Source organism: Salegentibacter salinarum, from assembly GCF_900168115.1.
Taxonomy (GTDB): Bacteria; Bacteroidota; Bacteroidia; order Flavobacteriales; family Flavobacteriaceae; genus Salegentibacter; species Salegentibacter salinarum.
In genome coordinates this window covers 203,856-228,322 of sequence record NZ_FUZC01000004.1, presented here as the reverse complement: position 1 = coordinate 228,322, position 24,467 = coordinate 203,856, and the positions used below count along the sequence as shown (strand labels likewise).

The following is a 24,467-nucleotide window of genomic DNA, read 5'->3' as shown; positions in this document are numbered from 1 at the left end:
ACAGTTTAACAAACAATACCAAATACCTATGAAAATAAAACTACTTAACCTACTTATCTTATTTTGCGCTTTTAACCTTGCTGCTCAGCAGGAGGTCAATACCTCTTTTGGCACGCAAATGCAAACGACCTTTGAAAACCTGGAAATGAATCGGGTGCCCCATGGCCTTCTCCGTGATTTTGCCATGGAATTTACCGCCCTGGATGCTTTTGATGGCACAGTTAGCGACAGCTCTTATGTACACCCCGGCACCTTAAAACAAATCTACAAAACATTACTATTTTCCCGGGTAAACACCAGCAACCAGGGTTTCGTGCAATATGAAGATTTCACCGATAACTGGGAACAAGAGCGAGAAAAAGGTATTATTATCCTGAGCGGGCTTTTTTATCGGTATTCTAAGTTTCTGGATGATGCATACCCAAATAAAATAAATATAAACAACAATAAAATAAGCGACAGGTATAATAATGGCAATTGGCAGGATCCTTATGAAGAAAAAGTTGCCTTCGCGCTTGCTCCTTCCATAATTACCTATAGAAATTTAGATTTCAGGGTGCAATTGCCTCAAAACCTATGGTATTCTAACAACCCCAATGAGATACAATCTGTACAGGTAGATTTTAATGATGGGCAAGGCTATAGAAACATGACTTCTGGCCAGGCGGTGAACGTTCAATACAGTAGTGCCGGGGAAAAAGTTTGGGATTATAAGCTAGTACTCAATACCGGGGAAACTTTGTACAGCCATTCAAAAATTGCGGTAGAAGAAGGTATCCAGGCCGTACCCTATGGAGTCAAAAGTTTCTCAAAACAACAAATTGGCGATGGCCTAGGTGTGGACACCTTAAATATCCAGGCCATAGAACAATACCTTGGAAAATATGGGAGCGCCACCGTTTTAGTAAACTATGGAAATACCATTGGTGAAATTAGAAAACCCCTTATTGTGGTTGAGGGCTTTGACCCCGGGAATGTTACTTCGCCGGAAGAGCCATATGGAGCTACGGATTTACGAGATTTTTCAAGGGAAGTTCTATCGTCTACAAGTGGTAATCTAATTGATATTGTTACTGGTAGTCCAAATTTGAACGACAACGACCAGGAATATGATATTATTTATGTCAACTGGAGCAATGGCACCGATTATTTACAACGCAACGCTTTGGTTTTAAAAGAAGTAATTGAATGGGTAAATGAAGAAAAAACCGGTGAGGAAGAAAATGTGGTCATTGGCCAAAGTATGGGTGGCCTTATTGCTCGTTATGCTTTAAAAAATATGGAAGACGAGGGCGTTTCACACGAGACTCGTACGTACATAAGCCAGGACGCTCCCCACCTTGGTGCAAACGTACCATTGGGCTACCAGGCTGCGGCCAGGCACGCAAATAAACAGTATGTTCAATCCCCTTTCCAACTTTTGGCGGGGGAATTAGTAGTACCCTTGTTTAATGATGGGGTGGCGGTTTCAGATTATCTGGAACTCATAGATCAACCTGCAGCAAGACAGTTGTTGGTTAACCGTTTAGATGAAAACTTCCAAATCGAAAATAATTTGTTCGATCAATGGCAAGCTGAACTTCAAGGTATGGGTTATCCTGGACAAACTAGGAATGTTGCAATATCAAATGGTAATCAATGTGCAGAAACACAGGGCTTTACACCAGGGGGTAATTTACTTTCTATGGATGGGCAAATTAAAAGTGGCTGGTTAACCGATGTACTTTCAACTTTCACATTATTGGGGAATGCAACCAATGCAACATTTTTTTTGACACTTAATAGTTTTACAGGTGAATTAGGGTTTTTAACCGGATTACTGACAGGAAGTAGTAGATTAAATGCTGATATTAATATAAATTCCCTACCTAACTTTGGTGGTTCTGAGCAAGTTTATAGTGGCAATATAACGTTTACCAAAAAGTTATTGTTTTTGATCAATATAAATACAACTATTACCAATGAAAGTTATACTTCCCCTTCAAATATATTATCGTATGATTATTTTCCAGGTGGTGTATTTTCAACGGGGATTCAAAGTTCTACACAAAATGAATCAAATGTTTTATACAATTTAAATGTAATCGTGAATAGCGATCCTGATTTTTCATTTGTACCCACGGTAAGTGCTTTGGATATAGGTAAGGGAGATGCTAACTTAAATAGTGCCGACTTTTTAAAATCCTATGGAGTTGATTCTCCCCCAGTATCTCCTAAAGATTCTCCTTTTACAAACTTTATTTCTTCCTATAGGGATACACCGTTTGTTATTAATAGCTTTGAACAAACTAATGGTTCTATTGTTACTATAAATAATTTCAATCAAAAACATCTAGAACTTTTTTCAACTAATGGCGGTTGGTTGGCAAAAGAAATAAAGGGTGAAAACCTTTCTGACAATGTTACAGATTGTTCGAATTTCTGTATTGATTTAGAGATTTCTGGACCTGAAGGAATATGTGAAGGTTCAGCAATATATTCCTTTCCCGCCGAAAATGTAAACTGGTCAATTTCTAATACGTCAATTGCATCGATTGAACCAGATGGGAATGAAGTAACCGTAAATAGTGAAGGCCAAGGTAGGATAAAACTTACCGCAGAAATTGAAAATAGTGATTGTGGAACTAAAACTTCTAGTATCACAATCAACTTAGGGAAACCAGATATTTATACAATAGATTCGAATGGAAATAAAAATTACATGGGTGGCAGTTTTAATTTTTCTACTTCTTATACTGCAAAAGGTAGTTTTTCAGTGTTTTCAGATACTCCAAACACTACTTTAACTTGGAGTGGAGCAGCCTCATTAAATTGGTGGAATCTTAATAATAACACTGTTGAGTTCGATCGGAATATTGAGGGGAATTATTTCTTTACTGTCACCGCTGATAATGGGAACTGTTCCCATAACTATTTTGTTTCTCTCCAAATAGGTGGTAGTGGTCCTGACCCTTTCTTTACGGTGGCCCCCAATCCTGTTGAGAATAAAACTGTTGTTGTAAATGATATTTCCTCAAAATCTAATATGCAATCGGGACAGGCCTTATCCCAAAATATGTCAAATGAAATAACTTTGTTACTATATAATTTTCAGGGTAAATTAGTAAAAACTAAAATTTTTCGACGAAGGAATTTAATGGGTGAATATAGATTAAATGTATCAGGATTTAAAAATCGAAATTATTTTCTTAGAATTGTAAGTGGTCCAATTAAGGAAACTCATCAGCTAATATTAAATAGTAAATGAGAACACTTTTCTTAAGTCTCATTAGGAATTCAAGAAAATCAAAATTTTTAATCAAAAACGGAAAATTTTAGAGGTCACATTTTTAAAAATGAGAATATTAAGCGTTATATCAGCCAATATAAATAAATCACAAAATCTACTTCTTTACTAACGATTTCGTATAAATTGGTCTTATGGTTAAAACTATGACAAACTTATTAATAATCTTTCTAATTAATTTAGATATTTAAATACTAACTATTTAGTGCCTGAGAAAGAAAAATATTTATAAATGAAAATGACAGCAAGAGGGTAACACGCTACACTGTGTTGGGTAGTCATTTTCGTAAATTTTAGGGCTTTTTGATTCTAAATGAGATTAAATTATTTTAGTTCTGAAAATTTGAAAATAATTTTTCACGAAAAAAATTTCCAAAGCCAGTAATAGCGGTAATTTTTTCACGGAAAAATGGATTAACCCATCCATTCACCACTTTTACTTCCACTTCGCAAAAGCTTCATTTCAGCAAAAGAGGTTCATTACAAATGTCTTGGACACGAGCCAAAAAGCTTTGAGGCAAAATCTTAATAAGAGAGATACATTTAAGCTTTTTTGCTCAAGTCCGCCTTGCAAGCAACTAAAATTCACCGATCAGGATTTCAGAATTGCTTTAAAATACTTCTTACTTCACCTTACCTTTTTCTGCTAAAAAACAACCTTTGAAATTAATCGGAGCGCATAAACCGCTTTGCTATTTATAGCTCCTCTATAATTTCAAAGCTTAAGGATTAAGGAGCATCAAAAGGTAATGCGATGGCGATGAAAAAAGTAAATAAAGTTTAAGTCTATATTGGTTCTAAATTTTATTAATTTCTCAACTGATTCCATTTTTTAGAATTTAACGCAACCATTTGCTCCTTTTTGCATCTATTAAATATGAAACCATTACGCATATTATTATTCATTTTTATTTTAGTATCCTGTGAACCTGAGGAAACTACAATTATTGATGATGAAATTCTTGCCACTGATATAGAACTCTATCCAGAAGAGGTCTATTCCGGTAATGATCAAAGCTTACCGATCTTAAAATTAACTCTTCGAACCTCTGAAATTTATCCTTGTTTCAATTATAAGATTGATTTTTCTAAAAGTTTTGAGAAAGATGAAATGACGGTTATAATAAATAATATTCATAAGCCAGGTATATGTTTGACTGCTTTTGGTCCAGCCATTGGCACTTTGGAATTACCAGAAACCACGCGAGAGCTTAAAATTGTTCGTGGCGATCAAACTGATACTTACGAAGTAAATATCAATACAGAACTAATTGAAATTCTTCCCCGAACTACCGAGTTTACTGATTTGATAAACCCCATTACCTTCAGATATCCTGAAAATTCCTTCGCTGTAGTTTGCGGTACTAATTTAGAACAAACAGAGTTGTGTGCCAATTTCTTAGAGAAACTGGATGATGTGCCATCATTATCATCATATACCTTTCCTGAAAATGGAAGAACTCCATATCCTGATAGTTCATCAGGAAACTGGAATAACACTTCTTCCCGTTATTTTATTTATGAAAATGAGACCGCTTTAATAGAAGCTGTAGAACAGTTTGAAATGTTTACTCAGGAAAATCTAAATCGAGATGATGGAAATTCTTTGAGTATTATCACCTGGGATAATCAAAGCTATTATAGCTACCAACTTTTAGAGTAAGTTTTATTTAATTTTAGAGAAAATATCTAAATAACCTGAACTTCCCCTTAAACCTCTCTTTTTTTATTGCGACCATCGGGAGCAATCAAGATTGTGCCCACAGGCACACATCTTGAATTACCCACTCAGATTCATTTCGTGTTTTTTTTTGTAAATATGCATTATGAAACCGGATAGAGAACAACTTGAGGCATTAGAACCAAAACGAGTTCAGGAGATGCGCAACCTTTTAATATTACACTATCACCAAGAATCGGGATTCTTTGAACGACGAATTTATATTATGTTCTTCATCATTTCAGGAATTGGGCTTTATACAAGTCAGGGTACTTACCAATTATATCAATCCTTTATGAGCCGCATCCTGCTTAGTGTGGCTGCCAGTCTTTTTTTATTGGGATTAGTGGTGGCAATAGTTTCCCATGAATTTGCCAGAAAAACTCGATTACAAAAGGCTGATTATTTTAATCAAGTAGAATTGGAAAAGATAGAACTGTACCGAAAAAGTGCCGGGAAATATGAAAAAATTGAGGATATACTGAAGATTGTCGTAGGGGTTCTCTTTTTAATTTCCTGTATACTAATAGGAATCGTCTATGTAAATAACGGATTTTAAACTCTAGTGGATCGGAAGCAGATATAAAAACATGAATATTTATTATTCAGTATCTTCATTAATTGCCATTTCAGAACAGATTTTTTGCTCTATTTTCTGAGATTTCAGAATTCTTATGTTCTTTAGTTCATTCAGATATTCGGCAGCTGTTTGCCGCTTTGCAATTACATTCTCCACGTGACATTTGATCTTGTGATAAGGTTATTCAAATATTAACTCGATCGACTCCTTGAACTTCTCCGTGACATTCCCGGGATCGGCATAATAATCATTTCTGTTATCTATAACTTATTTACTCAGATAAAGAATAGGTGAATTCAGTAACTATGTTATCAACTTCAGAAATATCCTTCGCCTCTTGTAAGATTATTGCGTTTACCAACATCGACTGATTCGAAATTTTATTCACTCGACCCCGAAACTTTGGTTTCACCTCTTTATCTGGAGGTAATAATGGCAGATCATTTTAAGGTTTCTCAAGATTGTAGATTTATATTTACATTAATTAAATTACCAATAATTTTCTATATCCTTTATTTGAAATTTATCTTTATTATCTAAAGCATTCACATGTCGGAAATAAAATTTGAACAACCAACGATATCAGGACAGGCAGGAGCTCCTATATCTATTGCAAACAAAAGTTTTCCATACAACGAACTAGCGGATCATCGCCGTTATGAAGAATTGGTATACAGTATTTTCAGTGAACAAATTCGATGTAAATTAATAGCTTCATATGATAGTATCAGCCTGATGAGTGGAGTCAGGGATAAAGGACGTGATTGTAGCCTTAATACCTCTTCAAAGTTTACCGCACTGATTCAATGCAAAAAGTATAAGAACCCGCTATCTAAAGATCAGTTTGGAAAGGAAATAGTCAAATTCCTCTTATACAGTCTGATCTACGATGAATTACATTTTGAGACAACTAATTTCACTTATTTCATTGCTGCCTCCAGTGGGTATTCTAATGAGTGTAGTGATTTTATTGACTCTATTGGGAATACCATTGATAAGAAAAAAGAAATTGATTACTGGATCAAGTATTGTTTTCGGGAGAAAAAATTTCACAATATTCCTCTCAAAAAAGCACGCTCCTTCATATTTGTCGCCTTAAAAAATATTAACATACAAAAAATAAGTCCTCAGGATCTTGATAAATTGTTAGTTAAAGATCCCTGTAAAAAATTGATCCCATTGTTCTTTCAGGTTCGCAGTATTGTCGATACAGAAGAGGTGAGAAAAATTCATGTCCGACTCGACAAGATCATGAAAGAGTCGCACCAGGAAATCCCATTTAAACAACAACTTTCCTGGGGTTCCCACAGTCTAATTCTGGAAAAAAATGAATTTGATGAAATACCTGATTCGCATATACCCAGGAAAGAAACTGAGGAACTAATTCAATGGATCCAAAAACCTGTAGCTACCAATAAAGAGGATAAAGCTTTGAATATCTGTATCCTCGCCGGTGACGCCGGAATGGGGAAAACCGTCATCCTAAGAGATTTATATGAGCGTCTAGAGAATGATTCTATTCCAGTTCTTGGTTTAAAGGCAGACAAATTGTATGTGGATTCTGACGATGATCTCCAGAAACGATTGGGACTGAGTCTTTCGGTGATCAAATTCCTCGATAGATGTATGCTAGAATTTGATCAAGTAGTTCTAATCATTGATCAACTGGATGCGCTCTCCCAGTCAATGTCCAGTGAACGTAAATATCTTATGCTTTTTAAGTCGCTTATTGACTATTTTACCCATAAACCTAATATTAAAATTGTATTATCGATAAGGCTCAGAGACCTTCATTATGATCCCACTTTAAAGAGCTATCGTCATATTAAAAGCATTCCTGTTGCCATGCTAACGCAACAACAGGTTCTAACCCAATTGGATAAAATCCACATTTCCAAAAATGAACTACCGGATAAGCTGATTGAACTGCTTAAGGTACCACAACATCTGAACATTTTTTCAAGAATTGCCGTTACAAAAAGGAACTTTTCGGGATTGCATTCTCTTCACGATTTATATAGCGAACTCTGGCAGCAGCAAATTGTCGAGAAGCCGGAAAGACTGGGATTAAAACCACAAAGAATTCGAAAACTTTTATACAAAATTGCCACTTTCTTCTTTAAGCACCAACGTACTGAAGTACATAAAAATCATTTTGAAAATTTTTCCCGTGAATTATCCTATCTGGAAAGCGAGCACCTCATCCGTACTGAAAATATACAGTTGCAACTTTTTCATCAGACTTTTTACGATTTTATCTTCTCGAAGAAATTTGTCGAGAACCAAAATGATTTGTTGGTATATGTAATTTCTCAGAAGCAATCCCTCCTAATCCGTTCTGCAATTAAAATGATTGTCAATTACCTCAGAGAATTTGATCCAGTAGCTTATCACCATTCTTTAGAAAAGCTACTGAGTGATAACCAGATATATTTTCATGTTAAACATTTATTGATCTCTCATCTCGCCTTCCAACAAGAACCAACAATAGATGAAATCGACCTTGTTTTAAAATATACGAAATACTCCATCCCGCTACAGATCTTATTTTTGGAACTTGCACAATCCCCCAAATGGTTACAGGTTTTATTATCGGAGGATAGACTGCAGATGCTAAATACACCTTTAGAAGAAAATAAGGAAAGGGAAAATAATGTAGCGATCATTAATCAGCGATTCCTAAGAAAAACGGCGCTTGGATATCTCAGTAATTTTGTAAATCTGAGAAATTCGGATGCCTGGAAGTTTGTATTGGAAGAAACCACACCGGAAACTAAAAAAGAAATTTTATTCCGCTTGAATGATTGGACCAATCCAAAATCTTATGTACTGTTTGATCTCTGTCAACCTATGCATCTAGATAATTATGGGTACCTCAGTACGCTGGCAAAGATCGCGAAAGAAAAACCAGAGACGGCCTGGGAAAATATAAAAATAACATTCCTGTCAGACACCTACTTGAACCAGGCCAATCCTCATGATCATATCCTAATCGATACACTGAAATCCCTGACAGAACGAATTCCGGAAAAATTGATTCCGGAATTAACGAATAAAATGATAGAGGATCTTAACAGCCCTCCCAAAGATGATGACGATGATTTTTTATTTGCTGTAAATCCTTATGAATTTGTCGATCTGGAATTGCAGGAAGACCTCAATGGAAAGAGTTTCATCTTCCAACTTCTGGCAGAATGTCTTAGAGTGGCTTACAATAAGGATCTTCCTATTTTTGAAAGATTCTTGAATGACCATAGTAGTTCTAAACATTTTCCAATGTTGCAGCTGGTCATGTCCAGTATCCAAGATAAAGAACCACAATATGCAGATACGGTATTTTACCTGTTACAGTTATTTAATGAAAGAGAGCAGCTTGATTATCATGGAGATCCCGGAACCACCTTTCGGAATCTTTTGGAAAAGGCTTTTCCTTTCTTTTCCAAACGGCAACAACAGCAAACACTTAAAATAATAAAGAAAATTAGAGTATCCTATGAAGCATTTGTAATAAAAAGACAAGAAAAATCTCACCTCAATTTGTCTTGGGGAAAGAGTAAACTGGCATTATTAAAACGTATTCCTGAAAAAGCTATACGTCCACGAACAGCCCTTTATAAAGAATATCAGCAACTGCAGCGAAAATTCCCCAATCTGGAAGAAGCTTATAGTAACAGAGGGTTAGCAGGTATCGTCAAACGTCCTCTTACCGCAGAAGCTTACGAGCATATGTCCGAAAAGCAATGGCTTCGTTCCTTTAAGAAATATGCTACAGAACGGGATCCGTTTCAAAAAGATTTTCTCAAAGGTGGACTTCATGAACACTCATGGGCATTTCGGGAAATTGTTAAAAACAATCCCAGCGAACAAAAAATCCATATTATTCAAAAAAGTATTGGCCAACCTAGAATCGATTCCTCCTATCCCATCCTAGGTTTAAGCGGGTTTTGCGACGCCAAAGGAGATCCGGAAATCGTATTGGGTTTGTTTAAAAGGATACTGGCTACAAAAGATTACGATTCACAACTACTTCCCTGTATAGGTATTGCTGCATATGTGATCCAAGAAGAAAGAGCCGATCAGGAAATTTATGACTTTTTATTTTCTACCTGCAAGAATACATCTATCAAACCATATGAAAAATTCCGGCAGGACCATGAAAAAACATCAATTAGGGGATTAATCACAACAGGCATTAATTCTATTCACGGATCCATTGCACAGGCAGTGGCGTATTCTCGCAATGAAGAAATGGCATCCCAAGTATATGATTTTATGGATCAGATATTCTCAAATCACAACGAATCCACAAAAGCAGCTTTATTATTTCAGTATGCCCAATTGATGCATCTCAATAAAGAGAAAACTTTCAACCTTTTTGTAAAGCACATAGCTGATGAAGAAGATGTATTTCTTCTAGCCTCCTCGTTGAACGCACTTCGATATCTCTGTAACTATAATTTTGATGCCTGTCTGCCCATTTTTAAAAAGCTGGTGAAATCTCCAAAAATAGGCTCGGAGGATACTAATTTACTTTTTGGTATACTATTCCGCCAAGCACTGCAAAAACACCATGAAGCGAAAAAATTACTTTTTGAATTCGTGAAAAATGGTCCAGAAGCTCGGAAAGCAGCTTTTTATCAGGTTATCAAAAACTACAATTATAAAGAAAATCATAAAAATTTCTGTAATAAAATTCTGTGTCATGCCTTAAAGAATATTCAACAGGATGAGTATGTACATCGAAGAAAACATTTTTATAATATGGATCATATCTCTTTGCACGATATTTTTCCATTTTTACAGGAGTATGTGAAATCCTCGGAATTTATACCATCAGATAAATTTATTTCCTATTTGTTACAGGAAAGTCATGCAGAACCAGGATTGGCTATCGCCTTATTTCAATTAAGCATAAAGCAAAGTAATGAAGTGCAACACCAAGAATATTTTATGTATCAACGCAATTCGTTAGTGACTAAATTTATCGTAGGAGCTTTTCATGCGCTGGACCAATCAAACCCGCGAATTAATAAACTCCGTCTGCAATTACTTGAAATTTTAGATGATATTTTACAAGATATGAGGTACTGGCAAGAGAATTCAGCTGTTCTGAAAGACTTGAGCTAATCGCCTTTTTATTAAACAAGTTTATTACTTCATCTACTCTCGGCGAATGGAGTAAATTAATTGCGATTACAATAACATTTGCAATTTTGTAATCTGTATCAGTGATATATATTTTTAAACAACAAGGCATCAAGTGCTTTTTTTTTTGAGTTTGTGAGGAGATCTACAGTGAAATTGATCAGTTTTGAATAATTTGGGGCCAATCCGCAAGTCAAATTTTTTCCTGTAATGGATTAATCAATTCTATACAATTGTTTCTAATCTCATGGAGTTTTCAACTTAATTCAGAATCTTTCGTCGTTTTTTATTTTATTGAGTTTGTTATTCTATAATAGCGAGGTGAATTTCATCCAGTAAATCTACCACTTCAACTGGAAAATAGCTATATGACCAATTCAAGGAATGCGTGGTTTTTTCATAGTTTCTGGCTTAAAATTATGTTTCCATTTCATTGTAATTATTAGTGTATTTCCGATTATGCAGAAGTTCAAGTTCCTTTAGTTTTTTATTTCCTTCTTTATGTACTTTTCTTAGAAAACGTTCGGCTAAATTACTTGCATAATCACTATCTTTCATGGTTACGTCATCTACCGTTTTAAAGTTGATATTATACTGTGCATGGCAGAGCTGGCTATACACCTTTTTTGAGGTGAAAGATTTTTTTGGTAAAACTATACGCGGGCTTTTGCTAAAGTGTTTACAGAGGTTTAAAAGCAGGTCGAGCTCAAAATAGTGGGGTTTCCATTCCCAATAAACCCCAAGAAGTGCCGCACAGGTTTGCAATATGGTTTGGCCAACCAATACCATCCTTGCACTTTCATCATTCACCATATCTACGGTATCTGTTTTATCTTCAAAATAGGATCCCCGGTTCAATCTAAACTCCCATGCCTTTTTAATTTCTTCAAATTTCTTGGGGTGGTAACAATAGCCTGTTAGGGATAAAGGACTTTCCTCGAACAAACAATTCTCAGGCAAAAGCAACCGACTTAAAAAATTATCGCCTGCTTCTAATCGCCGTTTGATGTCATTATAGGAATAATCAATACTATACAATTTCACCCGTTCCTTCATTTTATTAAACACCTCGCTCATAAAAGTTTTGGGATCGCAAATTTCTTTGTAGCTGATAATAAGTAGCGTGAATTCATATTCCTGTTTAGAATGGTCATATACTTTAGAATTAAAAATATAACTTGAAAAACTGTCTCTTTTAGCTGCGCCAATCCAGTAAATGGAATGCACCTTAACCAAAGACCTAATCACCTCTATGAGTTGTTCCAATACGTGCTGCGGTATGTTTTTGATTTTCATAACTATTATGGTTTAAAAGTTTTTATTTTTTCTTATTACGTTTTCCCATAATTGGTTTTAATGCATTTTCTATATATTTGGAGTTAAGGGGAGAAAATTTCATTAGTAAGCCGGTAATTTTATTGATTCTGACCTCAAATTCTGAAAATTAGTCCCCGTACCGAACCAGGCGTACTTGTAAAATACAGACGGTTGCCTGTAAATTACCGCTTGCGAAAAGTCTTAAAACTTTAAAATGAATCCTTATCTTTGAGATTATGACAACAACTACCAAACCCAACCATATAGGCCGTAAGATTGCCCGCATTCGTGAATTACGAGGCATGAAACAGGAAACCCTGGCCGAAGAACTAGGAATAAGCCAGCAGAGTGTTTCTCATATTGAACAAAGTGAAACTTTGGAAGATGAAAAATTGGAGAAAGTCGCTAAAGTTCTTGGCGTTACCAAAGAAGCTATAGAAAATTTCTCTGAAGATGCGGTTTTCAATATTATAGGTAATACTTTTCACGACCAATCCGCATCATTAAACTATAATTGCACCTTTAATCCTTTGGACAAAATAATGGAACTGATTGATGAGAATAAAAAACTCTACGAACGGCTAATAAAAGTTGAGCAGGAAAAATATCTCGAGTTAAGAAATTATACAGATAACAAAAAGTAATTATTTTACTAAATTTTATATTTTTCACAAAATTGTTCAAATGCTGACAAATAAAATTGAGTTAACTGAATATTCTTTAGATATTTTAAAAGATGAGTTACCCTTAAATATCATAAATAAGTTAGAATCACTAAAAGGAAAATCTTTTCAGCGCTATGATGAATTTAAACTAATACTTCACGGTCTATTAGAAGATCAATTTTCCGATTACGCTTCTGAAATTTTAGATCATGTAGAACAAATCGAAAGTGATGAAGACACTTTAGATGAAAATGACGGTCAAAGTGGTTCAATTTATCCATATGATCCAACACAAGCTGATATTGATATAAGGGAAGATCCTCAAACAGTTTACGAATTAGTTGAAAGAAAATGGGAAAGAGGCTTAATTAAAATGCCAAATTTTCAGAGAAACTATATTTGGAAAATTGAACAACAAAGTCTCTTTATAGAATCTATTTTATTGAATTTTCCTTTACCCCCGCTCTATATAAACAAGGATACAAAAGGAAAGTATGTAATTGTAGATGGAAGACAAAGGATTACCACATTACGTAGATTCATGAAAGATGAATTTTCACTAAGTGGATTAAAAGCATTTCCTAATTTAAATGGAAAAAACTTTAGTGCATTAAAGTCCTTAGATATTAGTTATCAAAGTAGAATTGAAGACAAGAAATTGCTAGTTTATCTTATCCAACCAACTGTTCCCTTAGAAATGGTTTATGATATTTTCAATAGAATAAATACTGGAGGAACGCAATTAGAAAGACAAGAAATTAGAAATTGTATTTTCTTAGGAACGGCTACAGAATTTCTTCAGAAGTTGTCTCAAAAGGAAGGTTTCAAATTAAGTATTGATTATGGTATTTCCTCAAATCGAGCTAAAGATCAAGAAGCTATATTGAGATTTTTATCATTTAGAATATTTGACTATAGGCTTAATTACAAAAATAGCATGAATGATTTTGTCGAAAGGGCGATGAAATATCTAAATAGATTTAATATTAATGACTCAGAAATAATCGCACTGGAAGAGGAATTCGATAAGTCAATGCGTCTCACATATGACTTTTTCGGTCGTAATAATTTTAGAATTCCGACAAATGAAACGAGAGGACGAATTAATATCGCAGTTTTTGAAACAGTTGCTGGATATTTTGCCTCGCAAAATGAAGAGTTTTTAAAATTAAATAAAAGAACAATCAAGAAAAATTTTAAAATTTTGATTGACAATTGGGATTATTTAGATGCAGTTAGAATTTCGACTGGTGATAAAAAAAGAGTTTCCACTAGATTTGATTTAGTATTTGATACTTTAAATGCAGGGTGTAAAAATTTATAAGGATGATTTTTTCAACAGAATTAAAAAATTTTAAAGGTTTCAAGGATGAAATTAAATTTCCTTTAAAAAATATCAATTTATTAACAGGAATTAATGGAAGAGGGAAATCTTCATTTTTACAAAGTTTACTATTAATCCGTCAATCTTTAGAGAATCAAGAAAAGTTCTCTAAATTATTTTTTAATGGATCTTGTGTGAATTTGGGGACATTTTATGACGTGAAAAATAGGAATACAACCAATGACACTTCAATTAAAATTAAGCATTCTTTTGAGACCCACAACTTAAATTTAGAGCTTAAATCGGATTTAGATGATGATATGGTGGGTGTTGTTATAAATGACTTTTCTCATGAGGTTCTAAAAAAATTTCAGAATATTCATTACGTTGCTGCGGATAGGGTTGGGCCACAAGAATTTTATCTGAAATCAAGCTTACCTGAATTTATCAACGTAGGAACCAAGGGAGAATTTGTGGGTAATGTGTTACTGCAAAAAAGAGGGGAATTGGTGAACGAGATCTTTACCCATCCCGAAGAAAATTTATCTCAAGAATTGGAAATTCAATCTGGGAAATGGTTATCTGAAATTTTAGATACTAAAAAAATCAAGACATACGTCTCGAGTGAGGAAAGTTCACGCTTAATAACGCTTACATTTGGTATAGGAAATAATAAATTTCGAGCTACAAATGTAGGATTTGGATATTCCTATGTTTTGCCGATTATTGTTTCTGGTTTAATCGCAAAACCTGGTGAGATTTTAATTGTTGAAAATCCAGAGGCTCATTTACATCCTAAAGCCCAGTCCAATCTTGTTAAGTTTCTTGCAAAGGTGGCCTCTATAGGAGTTCAAGTTTTTATTGAATCTCATAGTGAACATATACTAAATAGTTTAATCTTGGCCTCCTTAGAAGAAGAAATAAAATTATCTCACAATGAAATTTCAATTCTATATTTTATGGATGGTCAGAATGCATTTTTAGAACTTAAAATTGAAAAGGACGGTAGTATTAGCAATTGGCCGGATGGATTTTTTGATCAACAGGAAATAGACCTTTCTCAAATTTTTAAACTTGGAAGGGAAAATGCAGAGTAATTTTTATTTGGTAAATAAATCATTCGAATATAAAACCAAGACTACTGTATCTCAAATTGAAAATAGAATTAGATCTTTCTCGGATGATTATGATTTTATAAGGCAACATGAGAGTGAGGTAGTGCTTGTTAATAGTGGAATTTATGAAGCTTTAATTTATCCTAACATCACCGTCGCAGAGTTTTTAGGTTTTTCGCCCAATACCAAACAATTATTTAATAAACAAATAATTACTTATTTAAATATAGTTTTAAGAAAATCGAAAAAAACAAGTATTACAACTGATGAAGTTATCGAGATCTTACTCAATGAACAATCCGAAAATGAACTGCATGGCTTAATGTGCTTATTTGAAGTAGAAGGAATTGACCCAAAATTCCTAGTTTATAATAAAAATAATTGGTTAAGTTTCCATCGATATTTTTTACAACAATTTTTACTTACCCCTGAAGTATTTTTTTCTGAATGCAAAAAGTATTTTCCCAATCTAATTTTTCATCCAAATATTTTAACTTCATTAAAAAAAATTCTGAGGGATAGCTATGAAACTATTATTAAACATTTAATTTATTTAAATGATATTTTGCCAATTTGTATAGAAGAAAATAAGACACGCCAAGATGTTTTAAAACAATTTAATTCATCATGTGATTTAGATAGTAATGCATCCCCTGAAGGTAATATAGAGAGAAAATCAGATTTGACCTTTGACTTTCAAAATAATGAGGGTATTAATGAAAATATCTACTGTGAGTTACATTTGAAATTGGTTTTTAACGATAACAGAAAAGTAGAACAGAATAGAATATATTTTCATGAAGGAAAATATGAAATTGGGGGAGGTAAAATTTTAATTGGACATATTGGCAGACATTTATAATAGTAAATTCTTATCTTAATGCCTTCAAAAGCGATGAAATAAAATGAGTCGTATAGTTCTTTCTAATTTAGTGAATGATTCGGTGAATATATCCAGAATTAAAGATACATTGTCGCGGTATGACTTGGCTGATGAAGCCTTAAAAGCTTCCTGCCACCCCGACTTTCTAAAACCCACTATTGGAAAATGGTGGATTTTTTGTAACAGCTATTATGTTTGTTGTGGTTCCAGGTTCAGCCTACGCTTCGCAACTACCACCCCGATTTTTTTGAGTATCAAAACCTAAGAAAATGTGACCTATTCGGTTATCTTAATATAATCTGGGCATCAGTTCCTTCTCATATAATTTTCTTCTTCTATTTTTAAAAAACTTCAAGTCACTTCATAAAAATATTATATTTCCTTAGGTTTGGTAAATTAAATATTTCAATTTCACCTATCTATATCATTTGGGAAGCCTTTAATTCATTTAAGAGAAATAAAAAGTATACCACCTTATAAAATCATGAAGTACATTCTTTTTATTGCCTTATTTTCAGTTTTAGTCTTTGTTTCTTGTGACGATAAGGAAACAATGCCTGATCTTTTAGAAGAAACGGCCAAAAATCAATTTTTTGTTCCCGAGAATATTTATGCTTCCTCTGTAAGAGCTGCATATTTTGATAGCTTATCACAGGTAGCACCCAAAAATCAAAAAGAAAGGTATAATCTTAAAAAAGCGCGTGCTCTCTTATACGCGGGTAAAACCAAAGAAGCTATTACTATACTTGAAAATTTAAGAGAAGCTAGCAGCGGCGGACTGTTATTATACAAACTGGAAGCTCAGGAAGAAGAAAGTATTGGCCCATTACTGGCTCTGGCCTATATGCGTTTAGGAGAACAACAAAACTGTATTCATCATCATGATGCTTCGGCATCCTGCATTATTCCTATTAACCCAAAAGGCTTTCACCAGGTTCCAAAAGGCTCCAGAAATGCTATTAAACTTTACGAAGAATTTTTAAGGCAGAATTCGCACGATTATAATAGTCGGTGGCTCTTGAATATTGCTTATATGACTTTAGGTGAATACCCTGAAGGTGTTCCCGAAAAATGGTTAATACCCGAAAGTGCTTTTGAATCAGACTATACCCTCAAAAAATTTAAAGATATTGCTCCCAAATTAAGTTTAAATGTTAATGAATTATCAGGAGGCGGAATCGTAGATGATTTCAATAACGATCATCTCCTAGATGTGTTAGTTTCCAGTTGGTCACCTGCAGATAATCTTAGATACTTTGAAAACAACGGAGATGGGACATTTACAGAAAAAACGGAAACTGCCGGTCTGGAATTAGTTACCGGAGGGCTGAATATGGTGCAGGGCGATTATAATAATGACGGATTCCTGGATGTTTTTGTGATGCGGGGAGCCTGGATGGGAACTTTAGGTAAACATCCAAATTCCCTTCTTAAAAATAATGGTGATGGTACTTTTACCGATGTAACTATTGAAGCCGGTTTACTTTCCTTCCACCCTACCCAAACTGCCACCTGGGCAGATTTTGATAACGATGGTTGGGTTGATCTATTTATAGGAAATGAATCTGAAAAAAATAATATTCATACTTCCGAGTTTTACAAAAATAATGGGGATGGTACTTTTTCTAACCTAACTTCCAGAGCAGGGCTTACCGTGAGTACAGAAAATGAACCTTATTATGTAAAAGGAGTAACCAGCGGGGATTACAACAACGACGGCTGGATGGATATCTATATTTCTACGCTTCAGGCCACAAGTAAGAATTTATTATTTCTAAATAACGGACCTGATGACAAGGGTAATATAAGTTTTAAAGAAGCCGGAGCTGAAGTAGGATTAGGAGAGCAAATCTCCAGTTTCCCAACCTGGTCTTTTGATTATAATAATGATGGATGGATGGATATTTTTGTAGCCGGATATCGAAAAAGTAATTCTTATACTATTGTCCCGGATATTATTAAAGAGTATTTAGGCGAACGAAATAATGCCGAAACGATGCGCCTTTATGAAAATAATAAAGGAACTTTCACCGATGTTTCAGCTGAAGTTGGATTAGATAAAATAGGCTACGCTATGGGCGCCAATTACGGCGATTTAGATAATGATGGTTATCCTGATTTTTATTTAAGTACCGGTGAAGTAAGTTACGAGTCCATTATTCCAAACCGGGTTTTCAGGAATAATTCAGGTAAAGATTTCCAGGATGTGACCACGGCGGGTGGTTTTGGCCATATTCAAAAAGGCCACGCCGTCTCTTTTTCTGATATTGATAATGATGGTGACCAGGATATACACGTTGTTATGGGTGGCGCTTTTGAAGGCGATAAATTTTTCAATTCTTTATATCAGAACCCGTATGAAGCTGAAAACAATTGGATAAGCGTAAAACTTGAAGGAACGGAAGCAAACAGGGCTGCTATTGGGAGCAAAATTGAAGTGACGGTTATTGAAGATGGAAGAAAACGGTCTATATTTCATACCGTTAGCTCTGGTGGTAGTTTTGGCGGTTCTACCTTAAGGGCACAAATGGGGCTAGGGAAAGCTTCAGAAATACAGGAAATTATAATTAAATGGGCAGGTAGTGATAACTCCCAGGTTTTTAAAAAACTTAAATTGAATACCTTTTATAAAATTATCGAAAATAAGGCTGAAGCTGAAGAACTGAATTTAAAAACAATATCGCTGTAAATTGAACTGAGTTTTAATGGTTTGAATACCTCAATTTTTGACAGGGTACTTGCAGAATCTAATTTCTAAAGCTAACTTTAAAATCAGCCCCCTCGCCTACCGCACTTTCAACGCTTATTTCACCTCCCATGGCCTCTACCTGGTATTTAGTTATAAATAAACCTATTCCCTGGGCATCTGCATTTCCATGAAAAGTTTTATACATGCCAAAAAGGTCTTTTCCGTATTTTTTAAGGTCAATACCAAGTCCGTTATCTTTGATATTTAAAACAATTCGTTTTTTGCTGGAGAAACAATTTAATTCAATCTCTAATGGTTTTTCAGGATTACGATATTTAAGGGAATTGCTGAGAATATTCAGCAAAATACTTTCTAGATAAGCTGGGTTGGCTTTAATTATTGTTTCTTCATCCACGTTACTTTTAATTATCGCCTTACTTTTTTTAATCTCTACCCTTAAAATATTCTTTGTTTTCTGAATAAACTGAGTCAAGCTTAAATCAGTTAAACTTATATCTTTCTGATTCTTCAGTTTTACAATTTCATTTAAATCGGATACGGTAGAAGAAAATTCGGATGATAAACTTTGGAGATAGTTCCAGATTTCAGCTTTTTCTTCATCAGAATCTGCAGTTTCGTATAAATTTAGCAATGACTCAAGGTTCCCCGAATAAGATTTGAGATTATGAGAAACTATATTGGCAAAATTTAATAAACGATTATTTTGCTTTTTAACCTTCGCATTAGATTTTTTAAGCTTTTTTTCCAGCTTTTTAATAGGAGAAACATCTGCCACGTGAACATAGAAACCTTTTACTTCCCCATTTTCAATTTCGGGATAATAATTGGCCAGGGCATATCTTTTCCCTTTTCCGTCAGGCAACGTAATTTCCTTTTCAAAGACCTGTGCGCGTCCATTTAATGCACCGGTAATATAAGGCAGGTTTTGTTCGTATAAGGGTCCTAAAAGTTCTTGAATGTTCATTTTATTAATCATATCCTCCTGACGCATCCCAAACCATTCCAGATAAGCGGCGTTAGCAAATCGGCAAATGAGATCCTTATCCCAAAAGGCGAGCATAGCTGAGACATTGTCTGCGATTTTTAATTCCAGCGTCTTAGTTGGTGGGTGGGGTAATTCCATAAAGCATGATAGGTATAATTGAGTTAGCTCAATAAAAAAGCTTAATTTAATAAACGTACGGGCAAATTATGTACTGAGATTGAGGGTCTTACAGGAACCGACGTATTTAAACTCCATCCGGTAAATTACAACAAATTAGAGAACGAAGTTGTCTTAAAACATTTTAAAAACAATAACTAATTTTTAATGACTCTTTAAGATAGATTAAAGGTAATCTTCTGTAAATTAAAGATTATGAAAAACAATGGAATTACATATTTAATAATCACCACCATTCTTTTAGTTGTAGTCACAAGCCTGGTATATTTTAATATCAGTTTTCCGGTGGTTTTCTATTTAACCTGTATAGGCCAAATTCTTCTAATATACACCGTTTATAAGGTTCTTACCGATAATTATAAAACCAAAAAGACCTTTGATGACTGGTATGAAGATTATCCGGATAATAAAGGATAGTAAATTTTAACTAATCCTCCCAAAAATCAGGCTTCTCATTTGTACCAAAAAGAGTACAATCTACACATATTCGAGGTACAACAAGAAAACCTCCTCCCGGAGTTACTCCGGACCATCTTACAGCATTTCTTTCCAATTCAGATATTAAAGTGGCATAATCTGGAAAAGTTTCTTCGCAAAGATCAAAAGAAACGAATCGAGGTCTAATGCCTTGTGGATCGTAAAAATCTCCATAGTTAAAATAAATTCTTTTGGTGGCTACTGAAGAAACATTGAAGAATCCAATAACATTTTCATCCGGGTTGTTTGTACTTTGAATATTTCCATCGAAAAATCCTGGTTGACTTTGAGAAAAAATATTATCAGATCCTGAAAGCTCTTCTAAAATTTTATAATAATTATAGGATTTCCTACTTATTACATATTGTTTTATTAACAGGCTATATCTATTAGAAAGACTAGGGTTTTTTGAATCTATAAATTTAATTAATAAATTATTTACACTATCCTCTGATAGTGAATTTGTATTTGCAACTATTATTTCCTGGGAATCATTAGTTTGGTAACAGGTATACTCCTCTTTTTGTTTAGGAACTTCAACTGGTTCTCCATCTACAAGAATTAAATCTTTAAATTTTTGATAATTTGAATTGAATTTAAAAGTTTCTACATATTCGTACTTATAATAATTAGCGCCGTCAGGGGAAGATTCATTAGTTAGTGTAATGGCAACTCCATCTTCCCCCCGGTAATTAATTCTATTAGCTTCTAATTCACCTATATCACTGTTTCCCGAAAGTTTTGTTGGTTCTGATCTAAATTCCCTATCATCCACACGAATATTAAGCTGGTATTCTATTCCGGGGTGGGCGGCAAAGCTATCTATAGATAAATAGCGACCAGGTTCTACTTCCTGAAAAACATAATCCCGGTCGCCTGTAACTCGAATGTCTGCGCCTGCCAGGGGATTGGGACCTGTAGAATCTATTTCAAAAGCCTGCGATAGTTTTACTTCGTGTTTCTTCAACTCATTTGTAACCAGAGCCTCAATTACAATTGCATCTTCAAAATTTTCGGAATCTAATGGAATTTCTTCTACACAAGATGATATAAATACCACGAAAGCTAGGAGTAAAAAAAGCGCGCTATATTTCGATCTTGAAGTCATCCAAATTAAGAATAATAAGGTTTAAATATGTAAAGTAGAACTTTAAATGTTTAATATACTAAAAGTATGATGTAATATTTATACCTATTCTACTCTAAAATACTTTTTTAAGGATACCGGTTCACCATCATCCGTAAATCCTTGAAGATTAATTTCAAATTCTCCAGTAAGGTCTGAAGTATAAAATTTAAGGTGTTTTTTCCCAGGTTCAAAATTTATTGTTGGATTCCACCAGAGTTGCGTCCTATAATCGGGAATTCGTTCTAAATTTTCAGATTGATAATCGGGGCTATAATATTTTTTAGGATTTTGGGTAGTACTAATAGGCTGCGATTTTATGGTATCATCTCTAAACACTTCCGGGAAATTTCCTTCTATGGTCTCCACAACAACTACTCCCTGGTAGATTTCGGGCCCAAAAAAGAATTTATTTCTTAAAAGGCCTATACTTTCAATTCCTTCTGCGTCAAAAGAAACCAATTTATCGTGATCCTGTATTACTACCCCATCTAGTACGAGCAATGCCGGCAAGGTAAATTCTCCGTTTGTATTTTTATTTCGTACTAATATGCTATGGCTTCCGTCAGCATTTCTTTTAACTCTACCATTTTCAATAATTTCTACAAAGGTTTGAGTAACTTCCGGAAAACGTGTATAATCGTCTAAGTTGAACTTCTCCAGGTTTTCTTCGAAAAAATATCCTGAATTGTCATGAAATATTGTACGATCTGCTTTAGTAGCCGAATACGCATTTTCAATCTGATTATTGATACTTTTTTCTAAAATATATTCTTTAAAACCCTGATAAACCTCAGGAGTTTCAAAATTAAGGGAACCGAGATCGGGTTGAGGATTTTGTTTTAATTCTATGCTATAATCATTATTTTGATTGTTAGCTATTTGGATTAAAACTTCCTCTTCATTAATGGCTTGGTCTATGGTGAAATTAAATTCACCATTTTCTTTCGTAGAAATAATGTTTAATTGATTTTCTTCCCCGGGAAATGAAACTATTAAATTGTTACTTACCTGTTGATCATCGTTCCTAATAACCTTCCCGGTAATAAGAGATCCTCTTACTTCCGGAAATATTAAAGTATCTGAAAAATCCCAATTAATATTCTCATACGATTCATTAAAATTAGTACTATTCAATAATTCAGGCTTTTTTAAATTATTTTTCCGTCTAACTGAAATTGAAAAATTTCCATTTAATTTAGAAGGACCATCGGACGTTAAGGTTACTAGTTCCCGGGATGAGAATGAACTTTTATTCAGTTTTAAATTAAAATTAGATGTGTTTTTTTCTACAGTAATATTCTGTGAAAATGTTGCGATAGAATCTTTTAAAATAAGCCCCTTATTTTCTGATTGATATGGATTTAAAATATATACATCCTGTTCAAAATAGTTATCTTCGGCATTTAACATCCAGGCTGTATATGCTAAAATTTTATAAGCTCCTGAAGGCAGATTTGAAGGAATAAAAAAATCGGAATAAGCCTGGCCCGCTCGAAGCTGTAACTTATGTTTAAACACCTGTTCCTTATCTGAATTAACTAATACCACCCAACCTGTTTTACTTAATTCGCTAAGTTTGCGGGTTTCGCTGTCAAGACAATAAAATTTATAGAGCAATTTTTCTCCACTAAATAAGAGGCTACTATTGAGGTGAAGATAAACCTGTTCTTTTAGTACTTCATTTTGAAGAAAATTTTCCTGGTCTTCAATTTGGGCATTACCCACATTTACAAAGAGTACAGAAAAGAGGAATATATAAATCTTTTTAACCATTTTCTAAGTTTGAATTAATCTTCCCAAAAATCGGGTTCTTCGTTAGTTCCAAAAAGTGTACAGTCAACACACTGGGTGGGCACCACCAAATAAGGTGGAACTGGCGGTGGATTTCCCGGAAGGGTCTCTGACCATTTAACAGCATTCTGCTCTAATTGAGCTATTAAGGTTGGTATATCTGGCAAGGTCACCTCACAGGCAGATAATGATACAAACGTCGGTCTTATGCTTTCTGGGTCATAAAAATCTTCATAATTGAAATAGATTCTTTTGGTTGAAACTGAGGCAACATCAAAATAACCAATTATTTTTTCATTAGGATTATTGACATTTGAAATATTCCCTGCAAAAAATCCAGGTTGACTTTGGGAAAACAAATTATCTGAACCTGAAAGTTCTTGTAAGATCTCATAATAATTATAAGCTTCTCTGCTAATAACATATTGTTTTACTAAAAGACTATATCTATTGGAAAGACTAGGATTATCTGAATCTATAAATTTAATTAGCAGGTCATTTACGCTATCTTCCGAAAGTGAATTGGTATTAGCCAGAATTAAATCTTGAGATTCGTTTGTTTGGTAACAAGTATATTCTTCTTTTTGTTTAGGAATTTCAACGGGTTCTCCATCTACAAGAATTAAATCATTTACCTTAAAATAATTTGCATTGAATTTAAAGGTTTCCGTATACTCATATCTGTAGTAGTTTGCTGTGCCTGCTGAAGTTTGATTGTTTAAAGTGATTGCTACACCGTCTTCTCCTCTATAATCTATTCTATCAGCCTGTAATTCACCTATACTACTTGTACCCGTTAACTGCATAGGTTGAGATTCGTACTGATTTTCGTTTACAGAAATATTTAATTGATAATCTACCCCCGGCTGTGCAGCAAAACTATCTCTTGAAACATAGATTCCTGGTTGGTTTTCTTCAAAAACAAATTCATTAACACTTAAATTGGCCCCAGATAAAGGATTTGGTCCTGAGGTATCTATTGCAAAAGCCTGAGATAATTTAATTTGATGTTGTTTCATCTCGTTAGTTACGCTTCCTTCAATAACAAGCGCTTTTTCAAAACTTTCATTTTCTATTGGTATTTCTTCAACACAAGATGCGAGAATTGTAATTAAGGCAATTAAAGTAAAGAAACTCTTATATTTTAAAATTAATTTCATCAA

The 24,467-nt window shown here is 34.1% G+C and carries 17 protein-coding genes; 11 read left to right on the top strand and 6 right to left on the bottom strand.

What is annotated here, in order from left to right; genetic code table 11:
• Window positions 1-28 precede the first annotated feature (28 nt).
• The 3 genes from B5X53_RS06925 (at window position 29) to B5X53_RS06915 (ending at window position 5,565) form a co-directional block, all read left to right on the top strand.
• Window positions 29-3,247, top strand: a complete 3,219-nt coding sequence (locus B5X53_RS06925; RefSeq protein ID WP_079712505.1) for a lipase family alpha/beta hydrolase — start codon at window positions 29-31, stop codon at window positions 3,245-3,247.
• A 916-nt stretch (window positions 3,248-4,163) separates the two neighbouring features.
• The gene (locus tag B5X53_RS06920; RefSeq protein WP_079712504.1) at window positions 4,164-4,949 is read left to right on the top strand and encodes a hypothetical protein; all 786 of its coding nucleotides are present in this window, start codon (window positions 4,164-4,166) and stop codon (window positions 4,947-4,949) included.
• A 163-nt stretch (window positions 4,950-5,112) separates the two neighbouring features.
• Window positions 5,113-5,565, top strand: coding sequence for a hypothetical protein (locus tag B5X53_RS06915; protein WP_079712503.1), 453 nt, complete (start codon window positions 5,113-5,115; stop codon window positions 5,563-5,565).
• A 42-nt stretch (window positions 5,566-5,607) separates the two neighbouring features.
• Here the strand turns inward: B5X53_RS06915 and B5X53_RS19615 are convergent, their stop codons facing one another.
• On the bottom strand, window positions 5,608-5,754 hold the full coding sequence (locus B5X53_RS19615; protein ID WP_394341617.1) for a hypothetical protein: 147 nt from the start codon (window positions 5,752-5,754) through the stop codon (window positions 5,608-5,610).
• Window positions 5,755-6,135: 381 nt separating this feature from the next.
• Here B5X53_RS19615 and B5X53_RS06910 point away from each other — a divergent pair, with 381 nt between their 5' ends.
• A complete protein-coding gene (locus tag B5X53_RS06910) occupies window positions 6,136-10,713 on the top strand; it encodes an NACHT domain-containing protein (RefSeq protein WP_079712502.1) in 4,578 nt (1,525 codons plus the stop codon).
• A gap of 435 nt (window positions 10,714-11,148) precedes the next feature.
• Here B5X53_RS06910 and B5X53_RS06905 read toward each other — a convergent pair whose 3' ends face one another.
• Window positions 11,149-12,027: a hypothetical protein gene (locus B5X53_RS06905; protein ID WP_079712501.1), complete on the bottom strand. Its 879-nt coding sequence runs from the start codon at window positions 12,025-12,027 to the stop codon at window positions 11,149-11,151.
• A gap of 257 nt (window positions 12,028-12,284) precedes the next feature.
• Here B5X53_RS06905 and B5X53_RS06900 point away from each other — a divergent pair, with 257 nt between their 5' ends.
• The 6 genes from B5X53_RS06900 to B5X53_RS06880 all read left to right on the top strand — a co-directional run bounded on the left by B5X53_RS06900 (window position 12,285) and on the right by B5X53_RS06880 (window position 18,724).
• Window positions 12,285-12,692: a helix-turn-helix domain-containing protein gene (locus tag B5X53_RS06900; RefSeq protein WP_079712500.1), complete on the top strand. Its 408-nt coding sequence runs from the start codon at window positions 12,285-12,287 to the stop codon at window positions 12,690-12,692.
• A 40-nt stretch (window positions 12,693-12,732) separates the two neighbouring features.
• Window positions 12,733-14,037: a DUF262 domain-containing protein gene (locus B5X53_RS06895; protein ID WP_079712499.1), complete on the top strand. Its 1,305-nt coding sequence runs from the start codon at window positions 12,733-12,735 to the stop codon at window positions 14,035-14,037.
• A 2-nt stretch (window positions 14,038-14,039) separates the two neighbouring features.
• A complete protein-coding gene (locus tag B5X53_RS06890; RefSeq protein WP_079712498.1) occupies window positions 14,040-15,134 on the top strand; it encodes a DUF3696 domain-containing protein in 1,095 nt (364 codons plus the stop codon).
• Window positions 15,124-16,014, top strand: a complete 891-nt coding sequence (locus B5X53_RS06885; protein ID WP_079712497.1) for a hypothetical protein — start codon at window positions 15,124-15,126, stop codon at window positions 16,012-16,014. The genes B5X53_RS06890 and B5X53_RS06885 overlap by 11 nt, the downstream gene beginning before the upstream one ends.
• Window positions 16,015-16,057: 43 nt before the next feature.
• Window positions 16,058-16,300: a hypothetical protein gene (locus B5X53_RS18880; RefSeq protein WP_143533244.1), complete on the top strand. Its 243-nt coding sequence runs from the start codon at window positions 16,058-16,060 to the stop codon at window positions 16,298-16,300.
• Between the two features lie 219 nt (window positions 16,301-16,519).
• Entirely contained in the window at window positions 16,520-18,724 is a 2,205-nt protein-coding gene (locus B5X53_RS06880) for an FG-GAP repeat domain-containing protein (RefSeq protein WP_079712496.1), read from the top strand.
• A 58-nt stretch (window positions 18,725-18,782) separates the two neighbouring features.
• Here B5X53_RS06880 and B5X53_RS06875 read toward each other — a convergent pair whose 3' ends face one another.
• A complete protein-coding gene (locus tag B5X53_RS06875; RefSeq protein ID WP_079712495.1) occupies window positions 18,783-19,868 on the bottom strand; it encodes a PAS domain-containing sensor histidine kinase in 1,086 nt (361 codons plus the stop codon).
• A 234-nt stretch (window positions 19,869-20,102) separates the two neighbouring features.
• Here B5X53_RS06875 and B5X53_RS06870 point away from each other — a divergent pair, with 234 nt between their 5' ends.
• Entirely contained in the window at window positions 20,103-20,324 is a 222-nt protein-coding gene (locus B5X53_RS06870) for a hypothetical protein (protein WP_079712494.1), read from the top strand.
• A gap of 10 nt (window positions 20,325-20,334) precedes the next feature.
• Here B5X53_RS06870 and B5X53_RS06865 read toward each other — a convergent pair whose 3' ends face one another.
• From B5X53_RS06865 to B5X53_RS06855, 3 genes are all read right to left on the bottom strand, one after another.
• Window positions 20,335-21,492, bottom strand: a complete 1,158-nt coding sequence (locus tag B5X53_RS06865) for a DUF4249 domain-containing protein (protein ID WP_079712493.1) — start codon at window positions 21,490-21,492, stop codon at window positions 20,335-20,337.
• Between the two features lie 84 nt (window positions 21,493-21,576).
• Window positions 21,577-23,286: a hypothetical protein gene (locus B5X53_RS06860; RefSeq protein WP_079712492.1), complete on the bottom strand. Its 1,710-nt coding sequence runs from the start codon at window positions 23,284-23,286 to the stop codon at window positions 21,577-21,579.
• Between the two features lie 14 nt (window positions 23,287-23,300).
• Window positions 23,301-24,464 (bottom strand): DUF4249 domain-containing protein, encoded by a 1,164-nt coding sequence (locus B5X53_RS06855; RefSeq protein ID WP_079712491.1) that lies wholly within the window; start codon window positions 24,462-24,464, stop codon window positions 23,301-23,303.
• Between the last annotated feature and the right edge of the window lie 3 nt (window positions 24,465-24,467).